An 18,561-nucleotide genomic window follows, 5' to 3' on the forward strand; every position below is an offset into this window, starting at 1 on the left:
TTTTAATAGCTTTGTCGTTTAATTTGCAAAAATAGGTAAAAAGGTCTGAATTAATTACATTAATTAGGGCGAACAAGAAAAATATTGACAAATATTGTGCAAAAAAGAATGTTTATTAGCTAAAGTTTTATGAGTGTATATATTTTAGGAATAGAATCGTCATGTGATGATACTTCTGCGGCTGTGTTTAAAGACGAAACCATATTGTCGAATAGGGTGGCAAATCAGGATGTGCACAAGGATTTTGGGGGAGTGGTTCCTGAGTTGGCTTCGCGGGCACATCAGCAAAATATAATTCCAGTTGTAGATAAAGCATTAAAGGAATCGGGCGTGAAGGCCTGTGATATTGCGGCTGTGGCCTTTACCAGAGGTCCTGGTCTCATGGGGTCGCTTTTGGTGGGTACTTCCTTTGCCAAGGGCTTTGCCTTGGCGCACGATATTCCTCTGGTGGATGTGAATCACCTTCACGCCCATGTGCTGGCACATTTTATTAAAGAACCGGATCAGGATAATAAACATCCGGAGTTTCCATTCTTGTGTTTGTTAGTGTCAGGTGGTAATAGCCAGATTGTATTGGTGAAAGATTATATGAATATGGAAGTGATCGGACAAACCATCGACGATGCAGCCGGGGAAGCATTTGATAAATGTGCCAAGGTGATGGGTCTTCCATACCCGGGAGGACCATGGGTTGATAAGCTGGCAAAAGAAGGAGATCCCCATGCCTTTCAATTTGCGAAACCAAAGATAAAGAATTATGATTATAGTTTTAGTGGGTTGAAAACCTCATTTTTGTATTTTTTGAGAGACCGCATTAAAGAAGATCCAAATTTTATAGAGGCGCATAAAAAAGACCTGTGTGCATCCTTGCAACATACGATAGTGGAAATACTTTTGAATAAATTGGAGAAGGCGGCTGATGATTTGAATATAAGCCAAGTCGCCCTGGCAGGGGGTGTTTCTGCTAACTCAGGATTGCGCATTGGTCTTGAAAAATTGGCCGTTCGTAAAAACTGGATAACTTTTATACCTAAATTTGCGTACACCACAGACAATGCGGCAATGGTAGCCATATCAGGATATTATAAGTATCGAGCAGGGGATTTTGTGAATCATGATGCAGCTCCCTTTTCAAGAGTGGTGTTTTAGTCGCATTGATTTTGTTATTTAAACAGCATATAAGGTAGCTTTATCAAAGCAAACGTTATAGAAAGTTATAAAATAAGGATTGTTTGTTGTTTTTTATAATTTTGTGCAATAATTTGAGGTAATTATGGATGTATCGCTTGTATATCGGAAGAATGAGCGTTTTGTGGAGAAAGCGATTGGTGAAGAAAAAGTGTTGGTTCCGCTAACGGATAATGTGGCTGATATGAATAAGGTCTATAATTTAAACGAAGTGGCCTCGTTTATTTATGATGCCATAGATGGAGTGAAGTCTATGGCAGATTTGAAATCAGTATTGTTAGAAAATTACGAAGTGACTGAGGAAGTGGCTTTGAATGATATTAAGTATTTTATTACCGATATGGTTGATAAAGGTGTTTTATCCATAAAATCATAGTTGAGAATAGAATTTATGATGATGAAAGGGAAAAAATTGACAAAGAAAATATATTCAAAGCCCCAATTAGAGGTTGTTAATGTGGATCATGAGATCTCATTGGTGATGGCAAGTGTTCCGGACCCTGGAGAAGGAGGTGGAGGAGGTGATTTACCAAGTGCTAGTGCTGTGACATCCAGTCCGATTCCGGAATTTAATTCGTCTTCAGAAAGCAGTGTATTTGGAGGAAGTGCTCCGGACTATTCAAACTAGGATGGATGATGGTGGGTGAGCAGTGTTTTAGTGCGCAAATAGCAGACTTACATTTTACTTTCCAATGTCAAGATTCTCGAATTTTCTTGGATCGCCAAGGATCCATTCAAGCCTATTGCATAGATGGGGATGTTGAAAATTCTGATTATTTGTTTTCTTATGCTGTACGATCCGTTATCGATTTATTCGATTATCAACTTACCTTTAGGGGAGAACCCATCAGTAACGATTTTCTTAATTACAGTTGGTATGTGTATACCCTGGGTGAGAAGGTGGCCATACGGGTGGAATTTAAAGATCATTCTGAAATTAAAAGTGTGTTAGCTGAGTTTGAGAAAGGTAAAACTCAGGTGAAGATAAGTCTTGTTTTAAAAACGGATTGCCACAAAGCAGTGCGCTTGGACCCATTGATGCATCCGCTGGGATCTCTGTTGATGTTATATCTTGTGCAGGAGAAACAGGGACTGTTGATACATGCTTCGGCCATTGAAGATGGGGGACAGGGTATTTTATTCACAGGTGTTTCCGGCATAGGTAAATCTACCATGGCCCGTTTGTGGGGTGAGTGTGGAGCTTGTGTTTTAAATGATGATCGTCTGGTGCTTCGCCTGTTTGATCGTGAAGTGAGATTGTACAATAACCCCATGCCTTACTACAAACAAGCACCTAAACAGTCCATATTAAAAAAGATATTTTTATTAAAGCAGTCACCGCTTAACTATATACAGCCCTTGAAGGGTGTTCAAGCCTATTCGCGTGTATTGGGTAACTTTATTCAGCAATTTTATGAGCCCGCTATGGTGAAAAAGCACCTGGATATTGCGGAAGAGATCATAGCTAAGGTGGCTGTATACGAGGTGGGGTTTAAACCAGATACCGATATTGTACGTATGATGAGGGAAATGGACAGGTATGAATGATGCAAAAAAAAATAAGAAGTTATTTGAGCAGACATTTATTTCCTTATTAAATAAGGGTTGCGATATAGTATTGCCTGTGTTTGGTTTAAGTATGTTTCCTTTTATACTGCCTGGCGATGAAGTACGGGTGAGTCCGGTGAATTATGATGCCTTACAAGTAGGTGATGTGATTGTTTTTGAGAATGGTGGACGCCTGGTGGCGCATCGTTTATTAAAAATAGATGTCTCAAAGGGATGGTTTATTTCAAAGGGAGACGGACTGATGAAAGTGGATGGGAACAATAGATTGTCGGACGTTTACGGCTTGGTGGTTGGGCAATTCCGTCATCAACGAGCTATTAAATGGAGCAATACCTTATTTTTTAAGAAGAGCATGGCTTTTTTATCTCCGCTTGTGGGATATTTGAATTTTTATCTGGGGTTGGTATGGCATAAATATTTTAGAAGATCGTGACAGTGCCTTTTCTTTTTTATTATCTTTTGGCTTTTATTTATTCATAAAGAATGGCTCAGGTAAGTGGTAGAGATATAATACGATCATTACAATTAATATGGCAGAGTTCGAGATGGTGGACCATTGCTAATGGGCTGGTGCTGTTGTTAAAGGGGGTGATACCCCTCTTTCTGATCTTTATTATTCAACATTTGGTGGATCAGATTGGTCTCGTACTTTCGTCCGGAAATAAGGAAGTAGCCTTTGAAACGATAGGACAAGTATTGTTTTATGCAGGAGGTGTTTTTGTTTTAAATGCTGTTTTAAATTCGTTGGGCGGAATCATTAGAGAAAAACACTCCTTTTATATCAACGATGCAGTGCAGGATCTGATTCATCATAGAACGGTGAATCTGGATTTTGTAAATTATGATGATTATCATTTCCAAAATATATATTACCGCGCAGTGAATGAGGCTGCCTACAGACCTTCGCGCATATATTACGGATTTATTCATCTACTTCAGAATACGATTACTTTATTGTTGATAGGAGGTCTGCTGGCTAGTTTGCACTGGTTGATGTTGGTAGGACTTGTAATGGTTTCTATTCCGATTATTGTCATTCGTTTAAGATTTTCGCATAAAATTTATTCTTTTAAGAGAGAGCATACGCAAGAGGAGCGGTATGTTAACTATTATAACCGATTGCTTACAGGTAAGGAATTTGCAAAGGAGCGGCGGGTATTTAATTTATCTACGCTTTTTAAGAAAAGATATGAGGAGGCAAAAGTGGGGCTGCGTTACAAGCGGTTTAGATTATTAAAGTTAAAGACAAGCTATGAATTGCTTGTGCAGCTTATCACTGCGTTTACTTTGATTGCTGTGTTTGCTTATATTTCGAGGGAAGCTGTGGAAGGGAATATCTCTCAGGGGCAAACGGTCATGTTTTTTCTGGCATTGTATAGAGGTTATAGTTTCTTGCAGGATCTGTTGGGACAAATATCCGCTTTGTATGAGGATGGTCTATTCTTGAAAAACTTTTTTGAATTTGTGGACTATGAGGTTGTCAGTAGTAGAAAGGAAAGGTCTGCTACTTTTCCTGAGCCCATGAAGGAAGGTTTGCTGATTGATCATATAAGTTTTAAATATCCCAACAGTTCCCGTCAGGTGTTTAAAAATCTTCACCTAAAGATCAATAAAGGAGAAACAGTTGCCTTGGTGGGGGCAAATGGTGCAGGGAAATCTACACTGGTAAAGTTGCTTTGTGGTCTTTATGAGCCAGATAGTGGCGAGATATTTATAGATGATATAGCAATGTCTGATATTCGCTTGGAGTCTATGGCAGAAAATATAAGCGCTGTATTTCAAGATTTTATGCTGTATAATGTTTCGGCCAAAGAAAATATATGGTTTGGGAATATTACGAAAGATAAAGACGATAAGGATCTTGTTTCTAGTGCAAAAAAATCAGGGGTACATCAGTTGTTGAAGGATCTCCCTCAGGGCTATGAGACTCCATTGGGCACTTTGTTTAAAAATAGTGAGATGTTAAGTGTGGGTGAGTGGCAACGTATTGCCTTGTCCCGTTCTTTCTTTAATGATGCGCAACTGGTTATTTTGGATGAGCCAACTAGTTCGTTGGATGCATTTACCGAAGCAAAGTTGATTGATCATTTTAAAGCCATTACCGAAGGACGTACTGCTATTATAGTAAGTCATCGCATGTCTACCATTCATATTGCAGACAGAGTAATTGTTCTAGATGATACAGGCGTGGCAGAGGAGGGGAGTCCTGAAGAATTGCTAAAGCAGAAAGGGGTATTCTATCAAATGTTAGCATCTTTCAAGAAGTGAGGTGGTAAAAATACCTTACCATTTTATACCTATTGAAATGTGGATTAATCTTAGTTCGTAGGGCGTTATTTTTTGTCGGTTCATATCGCATGTAATTGAGGACAATTGTGCATGGAAAACTAGCGTAAGCTGGAAGATTTATTCTATAATGATTACTGCGATATTCATTGGGATGATATATTTGTATTTTGATCTAAACAATGGAGTTGTTGGCTGTTTGTCAGGGAAATATAGTAATTGATATATATATAAATATGTATTTGTCCATTGGGTGTAACTTTTTGGAAGTTTTGCGTATAAAGATATGATTGGTTTTTTTAAAGTTTGTAGCTTACTTATTCAGGAATCAAGAGGAATATATTGTTGGAGGCGTTTTTACTATTTTATTTATTAGTTTTTTTGTTGTAGTAGCAGGGAGAGGAAAATATGATTATGAGGAAGATATGTAGTTTTTTGTTGGTGACTATTGGTGCCTTTATTGGTGTGTCTGGACAGGTTTATAGCACAACCGCAGATGGAGATTTTGATGGGGCAGTTTGGGATTATCCAAGTTGGGTTGGAGAGGGTCCACAAGATGGGAAATTAAGTAAAGCGTGGCAAATTGATCATGTACTTACCCGAAACGGAGATGTTACTTCTACGCAGGCAGGAGCTATTTATGGAACCCTTAATGTGGTGGAGGGAGATTATAAAAAAAGCGGAGGAGGTTCGGATGTAATCTATGATGGAGGACGGCTTGAAATTTGGGGTAATTTAACGGCCACGCAGAAAATAGAAGTTAGAGACGGAGGATTGTTAATTGTACATGGTGATGCGAGTTTTAGCAACAGTGGTTCCCAACTGTCAGGAGATGTGATTGTGACGGGGAATGTTTATTTGAAAAATACGGATGTGGTTAGCACCGGTAATTTAATTATAGGTGGAAATTTAGAAGTAGCGAATGGCGGTGGTAGTTTTAATGGAGATATCTATCAGTTGGATCCGGACGCTTCAACAACCTTTCCTAATTATAAGGATGTTGATGTTGGTGGGGAAGATGAGATGATGGAAGATGATGATATGGTTGATGTTTTGTTGGAGATTTTAGAGGATGCAGGTATGATAGAAGGGTCATTATTGCCGCCTCACCAATGGAATGGGGGAGAAAGTGATGATTGGTTTACTGCTGCTAACTGGACGTATGGAGTGGTACCAGATGCCAGTTCTGATATCACCATCGTCAATTCAGGAAATGCTCCTGTCATTGGTGATGGAGCTATTGCTTATGTAAATAATCTGACCATTGAGGCAGATGCCTCTTTAACCTTGGAGCCGGGAGCACGTATGACCATTCAAGGCGATTTGATAACCAATGATCAGTTGACTGTAAAAAATACGGTGGATGCTCCAGTATCTCTTATTGTGAATGGAAATGTAAATGGAGAGACTAATTATGAGTGGGAGGGAATGACTAAACAATTATGGTGGTATATTTCTCACCCTGTCACTGATGTTACGGAAACAGATTATGACAATTCGTATGGTGTAGGAAGATATGTTATAAACCGTTATTCTAAAGATAGTTGGTTTAGAGTGGCTGGTTATGTTAGTTCAGATGATATATATGATTTTAGTTCAGATCCAGATTCTGATGTCCAATTGGAAGGCTATGATTTGTACCCTGCTGAGGATGTTCCATTGAGATATGCAGGTGTATTAAATAATGAAGATTATTCACGGACTTATACCAAAGCACAATGGTGGCTAGTGGCAAACCCTTATCCATCCTATATGGATGTGGAGGATGCTGGTTTTGATATGGGTAATTTTGGAAAGACGGTATATATCCGAAAAAGTGACAATTCCGTATCGGCCTATAATGTATTGAATGGAGTGGGGGTCAATGAAGGCTCGCGATATATCGCTCCTGGACAGAGTGTCTGGTTGAGAACCTACAATGCTACGGATTATGTGAATATTTCAACCACCGCACGGGTTCATGAAACGGGAGGGTATGGTTTAAAGAGTGGTAGCGCAGAAGAAAACGATCGACTTAGATTAGCGCTTTCTAGTGATCATGGGACAGACGAGATAGTGATGATTTTTAATGTAAATGGCTCGGAATTATATACGGCTTATGATTCAGAGAAATTATTTAATAGTGGAAACATTGCAAATCTTTATAGTGAAAAAGATGGTAAGGATGTTGCAATTAATTTTTTACCTGAATTAGAGCCTGGTACCGTAATTCCTTTGTCTTACAAGGTGAATGAGGATGGTTTGAGTGATTTTACCATTAGAGCTACGAATATAAACAGCTTTATTCCCGAGGTAGATGTATACTTGGAGGATAAAGAGGAAGGCGTTACCATCAATCTGAGAGAAACAGCTGAATATACTTTTATACCTTTGGCAACCAGTACCAGTGATCGCTTTGAATTAAAATTCGAAGCATCTGTATCTACAGATATAGAAAGTAATGAGGCCGAAATTTCGCTGAATAATGTAACCATTTATGCGGTGAACCAAAAGGCTTATGTGGTAGTGTCTGAAGAGCTTTTGATGGCCGAAGACCGTGCGATTGAAGTCTATAATCTTTCTGGTCAGCTGAAGGCTCAGTATGTGTTGAATACCACAAAAACTGTGTTTGACTTACCTGAAAGTAAAACAATGTATATCATCAAGGTGAGTGTCGATCAATCATCATATCAGGAGAAGGTGGTCGTATTTTAATCTGGATGAAGCCTTATTGGGTAATGGATTTTTTCATGCATTTTTCTGGTTTAGTAGCTATACGGTCTTATTATATATAGGGGTAGTGAAAAAACAAAAGAGGGCTTTGCTTAGGTAAGGCCCTCTTGTTTTTTTATGGGTTTTAGCTGAAGGAGTGATGGTTTATAATTAATGTACTGATCATTTACTGAATAGGGGAGTTGTGGTCTTGTTTTGATTGGTTGATAAGTAATTTGCTTTTATTCATACCCGTTAGTGCATATCCTATGTACAACATAAATATTTAGTTTTTATATTTTCATAAGAAGGTGAAGGCATAAAGGAGATGACGGTTTGTGATAAGACTTATTTAGCATACTAAGGAAGCTTAGTTCTTGTCTTTTTGAGTTAGTAAAATATCTTGCTAGGTGGGTAAGTAACTTAAAAAGTGTTTTTGTCATGAACGAATTTACCAGCTGTTTGTCAGTATAAAACACAAATTGATGTATAAAATATATAAATCTGTCCATTTGCTGTAACTTAATTGAAATTCTGCGTACAAACTCCTAAATAGGGTTTTAAAACTAATCTCTCAATTATTCAAATGAATATTTTCCGTGGATTTTTTTAAAATTGCTTTTTGATAGAATTATTTTGTTGAGGTAACAAGGGAGAGAAAAATACGAATATGAGAAAAATATACGCTGTTTTATTTGGGATGTTGTTGTTTGCAAGTGTAACTAAAGCGCAGGTAACAACTATTTGGTCTGATGATTTTGAAACCGATAAAGGGTGGATTTTATCCGGAGAATTTGAGAGAGGAACGCCTGACGGAGGGGGAGGAGATCATGGAAATGATAATCCAACTTCGGCTTATAGTGGAAGTTATGTGTTAGGTACAAATTTAGATGGGGGGTATGCAGATGATTTAAATGAACGTGAATATGCAGCTGTATCTCCGGTAATTGACTGTAGTGGAAAACAAAATGTGATGCTTAATTTTCAACGTTGGTTAAATGTTGAGTCAAGTGATTATGATTTTGCTTATATCGATGTGTATGATGGTTCATCCTGGCAGAATATTTGGACCAATGAAACGTCGACATTGACTGAGAGTTCTTGGTCGGCACAATCTATAGATATTTCTGCTTATGCTGATGGCAATAGCGGATTGCAAGTTCGTTTTGCATTGGGGTCTACAGATTATGGTTGGAATTACTCTGGTTGGAATATTGACGATATTGAGATAGCAGGTGAAATTGCAACATCAATTTCAAATGTTTTTACCAGTTCAGGTACTTTTACTGTTCCCAATGGAGTTACATCCATTACTGTAGAGTGTTGGGGAGCCGGAGGTGCAGGAGGAGGTTCTACATCTAATAAGAAAGGAGGATCCGGAGGTGGAGGCGGAGGTTATACTACGTCGGATCTTGTTGTAACCCCGGGTGAAGTTATTTCTTATACAGTAGGTGTTGGCGGTGTGGCAAGTACCGGAAATGGTGGTGATGGTGGCTCAACTAGCTTTAAAAGTTTAATAGCTGATGGAGGAACTGGTGGAGGACGTAATAAAGGAACGGTAGGAATTGGAGGTGCTGGTTCAGGAGGGACAACCAATGTAACCGGAGATTCTGGAACTCAAGGAGGAAATACTGGAGGAGCAGGAGGGGCAGGAGCTAATGGTGGTGACGGTGGTGTTGGAAATGTAAAAAATACAAACGGTAATGACGGTAGTTCTCCTGGAGGAGGAGGAAGTGGTGGTGAAGCAACTAATAGGAATTCCTTTGCCGGAGGTAATGGAGCCGATGGACAAATTAATATAAGTTATGACCTTCCATTGGAAGTAGTTAAAACAACCTATTATTCGTATCGTTCCGGTAACTGGAGTGATATATCAACATGGACCCATGATCCGGGTGGTACAACGCAAACGGCGACTGATATACCCGGTGATGATGCCAGAGTGGTAATATTAAATGGTAGAACAGTTACCATGGATGTTGATGTGAGTCAGTCAAACTTGAACTTGGTTATCAATGATGGTGGTTTTTTAGATATGTCAAGCCATGTCTTTACCAATACCTTAACTGAGTTAAGTGGAAAAGGTACCTTAAAGTTGGCCTCGGTTCACTTTCCAGATGCTACCACTAATTATCTGGTAGAAGCCGATGGAGGTATTGTGGAATATGACAATTCCTCAGACTTTGATTTGCCAGTGGCACAAACCAGTTACAATCATCTTGTAATAAATGGAGCAGCCATTGCCACACAAAAACATGATTTAAATATTTATGGTGACTTACACATAAAGCAAGGTACATATCGTATCAACGATGGATCAGCTAATCGTTATGCCTTAACCATTGATGGTAATGTAACGGTGGATAGTGGAGCTGCTTTGACGGTAGGGACTGGTAAAACAACGTCCAATGATACCAGTGGAGGTACTGCTCCGTTTACAGATTATTATGCCAATAATACCCATACGATTGTTGTTAATGGTGATTTTACCAATAATGGTAGTGTTAGACTGACCAATCAAAATTATCCAGTATATAATGCATTTCCAGACAATGGAGCTGCCACCGTTTATTTTAAAGGAACGACCGATAATACGCTGCTGTGTAACGGAACGACCGATTTTTATAATTTGGTATTGGATAAGGGTGTTGATAAAACATTTAAATTAACGGTTTATGCATCAGCATATGATCATTTTCGTTTGTTTGGACGAAATAATTTAGGTAAAGAAGGTTCTGGATCTAATCCTAACTTACGTAAGGCACTTTGGGTACGCACCGGAACCCTTGAATTAACAGGTTTAACGATTATCCCGTCTCTAACAGAGGGAGGAGAAGATTTTATCGTTCCTGCTAATGGTGCTTTTTTAATGAATGGTACGGATGTGATTGTGTTATCTACGGCCAATAATTATGCAGAGGTAAATGCAGCTTATGGCTTAAGTGAATCCTCGGGAAATATACATGGCGTTTATGTTGGTGGTAATCAGGCTTTCTCCATCTATGGAAAGCTTCAGGTGGATAAAGGTTATTTGTCCAGTAGACGTTCTGGTGGTTTTATTACTTGGTCCGAATCATCTGGTGAGTTTATTATCAATGGAGGTCATGTAGATGCGCGTCAGATCAGATCCAGTACAGCAGATGCTTTGTCTTCTTTTAGTCAAACGGGAGGTTTGCTTACCTTAAGGGGTAGATTGTCCTTAGAGGAGAATCCTTCGACGCCTGCAGAAATTAGCGGTGCTGCTTTGTCTGGTAGTAGTTATACTTCCGATATTTCTAACTCCTATGGTACTTTTAGTATGTTTTTACCAGCCAGTGTATTTGCTATGTCTGGTGGTGAAATTGAAATATTGGATGTGAGCGGTTCTAATGGATATGCATTTGATGTGGCATCAGCCGCTAAGAATATTAATGTTACCGGAGGTACCATACGTTTTAAACCACAAGGAAGTAGCAACGAAGTATTTAAAATTCGGTCTACCGCTCCGTTTTATAATATGGTGATTGAGAATGAAGGCAGCGGTTCGCCAAGTGTTCAGTTGGTAGCTTATAGTAGTGGTGGAACTGATATCGAAGGAGATAGAATCGTATTGAATGATCTGAGTTTAAGTAGTGGAAGCTTTAATGCCAATGGGTATGATGTTACGGTAGGCGGTGATTTTTCCTTGGCAGATGGAACTTCTTATACTACAGGTGATAATAGTACCATATTTAATGGTACGGAGGAGCAAAAATTAACGGTTGAATGGTCTTCGGCTTTAAGCTTGCATAAATGGGTAGTGAATAAGTCTGCCAGTCGATTATTATTGGATGGTTCACAAACTATTATTGATGTAGCAGATTCCTTGATTATTTATGATGGTGAATTAAATGATAATAGCAAGACTATTCAGGTGGCTGGTAATATATATAATGCTGGTGTGCATTCTGGAGATGGTCTATTGCTGATGTCCGGTTCTTCTATAACAGGTAACGGTTCTGGACAGTTTCAAAACTTACAACTTGATAGGAATGGAGAAATTTCGCTAGATGCCAATATTATTGTGAATGGTACTCTTACTTTTGCAAAAGATTATGTGCTAAACATAGAAACCAATAATATTAGTTTTGCGGCGGATGCAAGTATTGTAGGAAGTTCTTCTTCCCGTTATATCAAAACAGCAGGTAATGCGGGTGATGGTGGTGTAACCTTTTCTTATAGCGCCATAACAGAGAAAACATTTCCATTGGGGGTAGATGCTTATACACCCGCTACCATTGGCTTTACTTCGGCACCTTCTACTTATGGTGATATTACCGTTGTACCTGTTAACTATGAGCATCCAACAACGACGAGTGATGATGAGGCATTGGATTACTTTTGGCGTATTTCGTCTACGGGATTTACTGGGGTGAACGGAAAGGTTTCTCATGAGTTTCATTATGATCAGTCAGATGTAGCAGCTAATGAGTCTGCCTATTTACCGGCTCGTTATGACGCGGCTTCTTATGCCTGGAACAAAGGAACTACCGCAGATGTTGTGGAAACAAATACGATCAATGATTGGTTTTTACCGAGTATGAGTGCAGATTATATTGATGGTGATTATACGGCAGGTTTAAATTCTGCTTTCGGAACTCCTAAAAAATATTATAGTAGGCAGTCTGGTTACTGGTATCAAAGTTCTACATGGTCTACCAGCAGTCATACTGGTGGAGCAGCTTCCAGTATTCCCGGATCAGGAGATATTGTGATTATTGGTAACGGGCATACTGTATCATTACTACGTTGGGATACCTCTGCCGATAGGAGTCCTCAGTATTGTGCTAGCCTGCAGATTGAAACGGGGGCTGTTTTGGATGCCACTTATAATCCGTCCAGTGATTTTGGGATGGTGATTTCACACCCCTCGGGCAACGGTAAATTTAGGGTGTCGGTGAATGATAACTCACAAAGTATATTTGAGTTCCCTAATGGTGATTTCTCGGACTTTAATGCCAATCTGGGTACAACTGAGTTATATACCAATAATGCTACAGCTGGCACCACTTATTGGTTGCCAGATGGAGTGGAAGAATATGGTAATTTAATGTTAAGTCCATTGGGTGGATCAAATATTATTTTCCCAAATCAGGACGTAACGATTTTAGGTGATTTAACTGCCGATGGACAAAGTTCTGAGTCATGGTATTGTCCTACATGGAATAGTAATTACCCGAATGGTTTCGCAAATAGAACACGTCAGGCTAAAACGATTACCATCAAAGGTGATTTTAATCTTGTTGGTGGAGCCCTGATTTATTATGGAAATAATAGTCTGGCCCAGGATTTTGTGATTGAAGGAGATCTTGTGGTGGCCGAGGATGCTGGTATTACGGTGTATAGTAATGCCAATAATCAGAGCATTGCTATTGGAGGTGATTTAATCAATAATTCTCGATCTTCTGGAGGAGGTGCAAATGCATACAGGGGATGCGATTTTGAGGACATTCCATTGACCTTTTTTGGTGATACAAATGCCAAAATAACGCAATCGGATGGTGTGTCTTACACTACTTATACTAATGTAGAGTCTATTACGGTGAATAAGGGTAGCTCTCAAGCTACCTCACTGACTATGGATATAGCTGGTACAGTTTCTTATGAATCTACTGAATGGCTAAGTTTGGTGAATGGTACTTTTATCTATAATAGAGATGCGGATGTCACCGTCAATACCAACAATAGCTTTACCATCCCTGGAACTGCGGGTTTAACCATTGATAGTAATAATGATTTTAATTTATGTCAAGGAAATGATGATGATTATGATGTGTATTTGAATGGTAAGCTAACGCTTGTGGATGGATCTCTCAATATAGGGAATTCATCCAATAATCGAAATAACGATATTGAATATTCCGGAGGAGGACTTTCTGAAATAGATGTACAGGGAGGGAATTTGTATGTGAACGGTCAGATACGACGTAATCCGGCCTCTTCCGCAGGTATATTAAAATATAGTCAAAGTGGTGGTGATGTGACCATTAATGGTAGAAGTGCTTTAGCGAGCAATGCCAAGCTTGAAATATTGAATGTAGGAAGTGAATTTAATATGACAGATGGTACATTGACTATTATGCGAGGTGGAGGTACCAGCTATGGTGATTTATATCTACGACCTGAGAAATATAACGTAACAGGAGGTGAAATTATTTTTGATAACTCTGGGGTCGGCGCACAAAATTATCTTTTGGATGCTAATATTTCGTTGAATGACTTGACCATTGATGGTAGTGGAGATGATGCCAGTGTGAAATTGATGCTGAGTCCATTAATCTTAGATGGTGATTTAACATTAGCTAATGCCTATAGTATTTTGGATGCCAATGCAACTTATAATGTGGCCTTAACGGTGAATGGTGATTTTGAGAATTCGGGTGTGTATAATTACTACGAAAATACAACCACATTAAATGGTGTAACACAGTATATTACAGGCTCTTCGGATATTGAATTTTATGATTTGGTGATTGACCCTTTAACAAAAGTAGCTTTAAGTAAGGATATTACTGTATATCACGATCTTAATTTAAATAGCGGAACCTTAGATGTGGGGGCGCATTCTATTTATGTGAAAGGCGATGTAATCAATAACGCCACTTATTCCTCTACAGGAAATGGGCTTGTGTTAGATGGCTCTGTGAGTCAGGAGATTTCCGGTACAGGAACTTTCGCCAGATTGGAGCTTAAAAATACTTCAGGAGCTACTACAGCAAATGATATTTCATTACAAGGTGAACTAGCGTTGACAAAAGGTGTGTTAAATATTGGTAGTTACTCGCTTTCTCTGGGAGAAACTGCATCTATATCAGGAATATTTAGTGAGAATACTATGATTACCACCAACGGGGTTTATAGTAATAAGGGGGTTCAAAAGGTAATGCCTGCCGGATCATCTTCCTTTACTTTTCCTGTTGGAGTATCCGGAAAATATACACCTGCGGTGTTAAATTTTACGGCCAGTAGCAATGTGTCTACAGTGAAGGTTCACCCGGTTAATTCAAAGCATCCGGCTAATATTGATGATGCCAATGTGTTGGAATATTATTGGGCAGTGGAGAGTGTTGGTTTGGTGGGAGCCAGTGGTTCTTTGGTGTTGAATTATAAGGATGAGGATGTTCAGGGGGATGATGCCAATTACTACGCAGAACGTTTGTTGGTTCCTGGTACTGCTTGGTCCGAAAGTAACTCAGTGGATGAGACAGCGAACCAGATTACCTTTACCCTGTCGGGTGATGATATTAGTGGCGAGTACACCGCTGGTTTAGATGCTGCTTTCCCCGATAATATACCTCAATATACCAGTACGATGAATGGCGACTGGTCTGATCCGACTAGTTGGACACAAACCGGTGGCGATGCCTATACCTTAAGTGGTGCACCCAATGGTTTTATTGTGTATATTCAACATGATATTACTTTGGATGAGAATTTTGTTCAGGCGAATAAGGTCATCATAGAATCAGAAGGTACCTTGAAAATTGATAATACTACCTATGGACATATTTTAAATAATGTATCAGGATCAGGTACAATCTATCTGGAAGATGGACAATTGCCAGAGGGAAATTTCGATGAATTTTTGAGTTGTAGTAATACTTCTACCTTAGAATTCGGTGGTTCAGGTGATTATGGTATTATTGCCGATTTGTTTAATAATGCTGCGAATTTAGTATTCTCAGGTACAGGAAGTAGAATATTACCCAATGCAGACTTAACGGTTTGTAAACAGTTATTGATAGATGGGCCTGTTTTGGATAATAGTTTGTATAATAGGGCTTTATATATTAATGGAAGCTTTGAAAGAGTCGCTGGTAGTTTTATTAGTGGAAGTGGATCTTCAGCCATCGTATCTTTTATTGGTTCTACTGAACAAAATTTAGGCGGTTTTAGTGGGGCAGACAATATGTTGAATAACCTTGAGATAGATAATAGTGCTGGATTAAGGCTAAATGATGACGTGGAAGTGGCAGGTACTTTGATTTTAACCAATGGAGTAATTCATACTTCGTCAGAGAACAGCTTGACCCTTACCAACACTGTAGGTGTGGGTGTTACACCGTCGGCCGGTACAGCCAACTCTTATGTGAATGGCCCATTGCGTAAGTGGATGAATCAGAGTGATTCATTTACCTTTCCTATTAGCTCAGATGGTGAGTTGGGAAATAAGCTGACAATAACTGCGGTTCGGACAGGAACCAAATTGTGGACGGCTGAATATAAACGACCTAATGGTACTTATGAGGATTATGCTTTTCCATTAACTGCTATCAATGCCCATGAGTATTGGAATCTATCTACTCCGGGTGGAGGTGAGGCGAAAATCCAACTGGGATGGGATTCTGGAAGTGATATTACGCCTGTGATGACTGAACATGGTCTTACGGATATTAGAGTGGTGAATTATGATGCGAGTAGCTGGCAGGAAATAGCATCCAGCGCTAGTGGAGCTGATGCAGCAGGTATCGTGATTACCAATAGTAGGGTGTATGTGAATGAGTCTGGTAGTGATTTCACAACTGCTACAGTGAATACCAATAAGCCTAAGGTACGTTTTAATCCAGATGAGGCAGTATGTGACTTGAGTACAGGTATTAAAGTAGAAATGACTTCTACTGTACCAACAGCTGCAGATTATGAATTATCGTACACGATCAATAATGGTGCTACTCAAACAGTTACCGTAAGTAGCTTCCCATATTATTTGCCTACTCCAACCATTGGGGTGTATGCTTTAACCGGCTTTAAGTACGATAATAAAGTGAGAGAGGGCGTAGTGGATGTCACCGAATTTGAGGTCTTTGAAACACCGACAGCTGCTTTAGCAGGAGATGACCAGAGTCATCAGGGACTTTCGCAAACCACTCTTGAAGCAAATACTCCTGTAGTTGGTTATGGACAATGGAGTATTGTGAGTGGAACAGGTGGATCCTTAGTAGATCCTACAGATCCAATGACTGTATTTAATGGTACCAATGGTTCGTCCTATTTATTAAGATGGACGATCACCAATGGCGATTGTCAGTCGGTAGATGAGGTAGCTATCGCATTCCCCATATTACCTCCACATCAATGGCAAGGAGCTATAAGTGACGATTGGTTTACTGCCGGTAACTGGACAGATGGTGTGGTTCCTGATGGTGTTGCGGATATTACCATTGCCAATGCTGGAAATGAACCTGTTATTCGAAGTGGAGCTATTGCCTATGTAAATAACCTGACCATTGAAGCAGATGCTTCCTTGACCTTGGAACCGGGAGCACGTATGACCATTAATGGTGATTTAATTACCAATGATCAGCTTACTGTAAAAAATACGGTGGATGCGCCAGTATCTCTTATTGTGAACGGAACGGTAAGTGGAGAAAGTAATTATGAGTGGGATGGAATGACAAAGTTAGGATGGTGGTATATTGCCCATCCTGTATCTGGTGTAACTGAAAGTGATTATGACAATTCGTATGGGGTTGGAAGATATGCTATGAATCGATATTCAAAAGATAGTTGGTTTCGAGTAGCAGGTTATGTTAGTTCAGATGATATATATGATTTTAGTTCAGATCCAGATCCTGACGCTCAATTAGAAGGATATGATTTGTACCCTGCAGAGGATGTTCCTTTGAAATATGCAGGTGTTTTAAATAATGAAGATTATTCCCGCACCTATACTAAAGCTCAGTGGTGGCTTGTTGCAAATCCTTATCCATCATATATAGACGTGGAGGATGCCGGATTTGATATGGGTAATTTTAGAAAGACGGTGTATATACGTAAAAGTGATAATTCTGTATCAGCCTACAATGTATTGAATGGTGTGGGTATCAATGAAGGTTCAAGATATATCTCTCCAGGTCAGAGTGTTTGGATGAGAACGCATAGTGCCACGGACTATGTTAATATTTCAACCACTACTAGGGTACATGAAACGGGAGGATATGGTTTGAAGAGTGGTAGTGAAGAAGGAAATGATAGAGTTAGATTACAGCTTCAAAGTGATTATGGTACTGATGAAACAGTCGTCATATTTAATGAAAATGGGTCCGAGTTCTTTACCGCCTATGATTCAGAGAAGTTATTCAATAGTGGTAATATTGCCAATATATATAGTAATAAGGATGGTAAGGAAATCGCTATTAATTCATTACCTGAGTTAGAATCGGGTATGGTGATTCCTTTGTCTTACAAGGTTGAAGAAGACGGGTTGAGTGATTTTACCATTAGAGCTACAAATTTAAATAGCTTCATTCCTGAAGTAGATGTGTACTTGGAGGACAAAGTGGAAGGGCTTTCTGTTAACTTGCGTGAAACACCTGAATATACTTTTATGCCTTTGACTACTAGTGCCAGTGATCGTTTTGAATTAAGGTTTGTAGAATCAGTATCTACAGGTATAGAAAGTGCTGAGGCTGAGATCTTACAGAGTAATGTCACTATTTATGCGGTGAATCAAAAGGCTTATGTGAAGGTTTCAGAAGAGCTTTTAATGGCCAATGATCGTGTGATTGAGGTGTATAATCTTTCTGGACAACTGAAGGCTCAGCATGAGTTGAATTCCACTAAAACGGTGTTCGATTTACCTGATAGTAAAACAATGTATATTATCAAAGTGAGTATCGATCAATCATCATATCAGGAAAAAGTGATCGCTTTTTAATTGAAAAATGTAATAGATGATCAAAATCGAATTAGAATGGCTGTTTTAATACGCATGACAAGGTACTAATGGATTCATTTGGAATATCATAGTACTACCTCCAATTGGTAGTATGGAAATAAAAAAAAAGAGGGCTTTACTGAGGTAAGGCC

At 39.2% G+C, this 18,561-nt stretch carries 8 protein-coding genes; all 8 read left to right on the forward strand.

All coding sequences use genetic code 11. The features are described from left to right. Positions 1 to 129 precede the first annotated feature (129 nt). The 8 genes from tsaD (at position 130) to CYTFE_RS24500 (ending at position 18,409) form a co-directional block, all read left to right on the forward strand. On the forward strand, positions 130 to 1,149 hold the full coding sequence (tsaD, locus tag CYTFE_RS0101650; RefSeq protein ID WP_027470388.1) for a tRNA (adenosine(37)-N6)-threonylcarbamoyltransferase complex transferase subunit TsaD: 1,020 nt from the start codon (positions 130 to 132) through the stop codon (positions 1,147 to 1,149). Between the two features lie 124 nt (positions 1,150 to 1,273). Beyond that, entirely contained in the window at positions 1,274 to 1,564 is a 291-nt protein-coding gene (locus CYTFE_RS0101655) for a PqqD family protein (protein ID WP_027470389.1), read from the forward strand. Between the two features lie 36 nt (positions 1,565 to 1,600). Further along, positions 1,601 to 1,816: a hypothetical protein gene (locus CYTFE_RS0101660; RefSeq protein WP_152541801.1), complete on the forward strand. Its 216-nt coding sequence runs from the start codon at positions 1,601 to 1,603 to the stop codon at positions 1,814 to 1,816. Between the two features lie 5 nt (positions 1,817 to 1,821). Beyond that, the gene (locus CYTFE_RS24490; RefSeq protein ID WP_052342922.1) at positions 1,822 to 2,736 is read left to right on the forward strand and encodes a hypothetical protein; all 915 of its coding nucleotides are present in this window, start codon (positions 1,822 to 1,824) and stop codon (positions 2,734 to 2,736) included. Continuing rightward, complete coding sequence (locus CYTFE_RS28225) at positions 2,729 to 3,190, forward strand: S24/S26 family peptidase (protein ID WP_052342923.1); 462 nt, start codon at positions 2,729 to 2,731, stop codon at positions 3,188 to 3,190. Before CYTFE_RS24490 ends, CYTFE_RS28225 begins: the two co-directional genes overlap by 8 nt. A 50-nt stretch (positions 3,191 to 3,240) precedes the next feature. After that, positions 3,241 to 5,025, forward strand: a complete 1,785-nt coding sequence (locus tag CYTFE_RS0101675; protein ID WP_052342924.1) for an ABC transporter ATP-binding protein — start codon at positions 3,241 to 3,243, stop codon at positions 5,023 to 5,025. Between the two features lie 432 nt (positions 5,026 to 5,457). Next, positions 5,458 to 7,737, forward strand: coding sequence for a T9SS type A sorting domain-containing protein (locus CYTFE_RS0101690; protein ID WP_044262480.1), 2,280 nt, complete (start codon positions 5,458 to 5,460; stop codon positions 7,735 to 7,737). 667 nt (positions 7,738 to 8,404) lie between these two features. Continuing rightward, the gene (locus tag CYTFE_RS24500; protein WP_044262482.1) at positions 8,405 to 18,409 is read left to right on the forward strand and encodes a T9SS type A sorting domain-containing protein; all 10,005 of its coding nucleotides are present in this window, start codon (positions 8,405 to 8,407) and stop codon (positions 18,407 to 18,409) included. The last annotated feature ends 152 nt before the right edge of the window (positions 18,410 to 18,561 follow it).

This window comes from Saccharicrinis fermentans DSM 9555 = JCM 21142 (assembly GCF_000517085.1).
In the GTDB taxonomy this organism is placed as follows: domain Bacteria; phylum Bacteroidota; class Bacteroidia; order Bacteroidales; family Marinilabiliaceae; genus Saccharicrinis; species Saccharicrinis fermentans.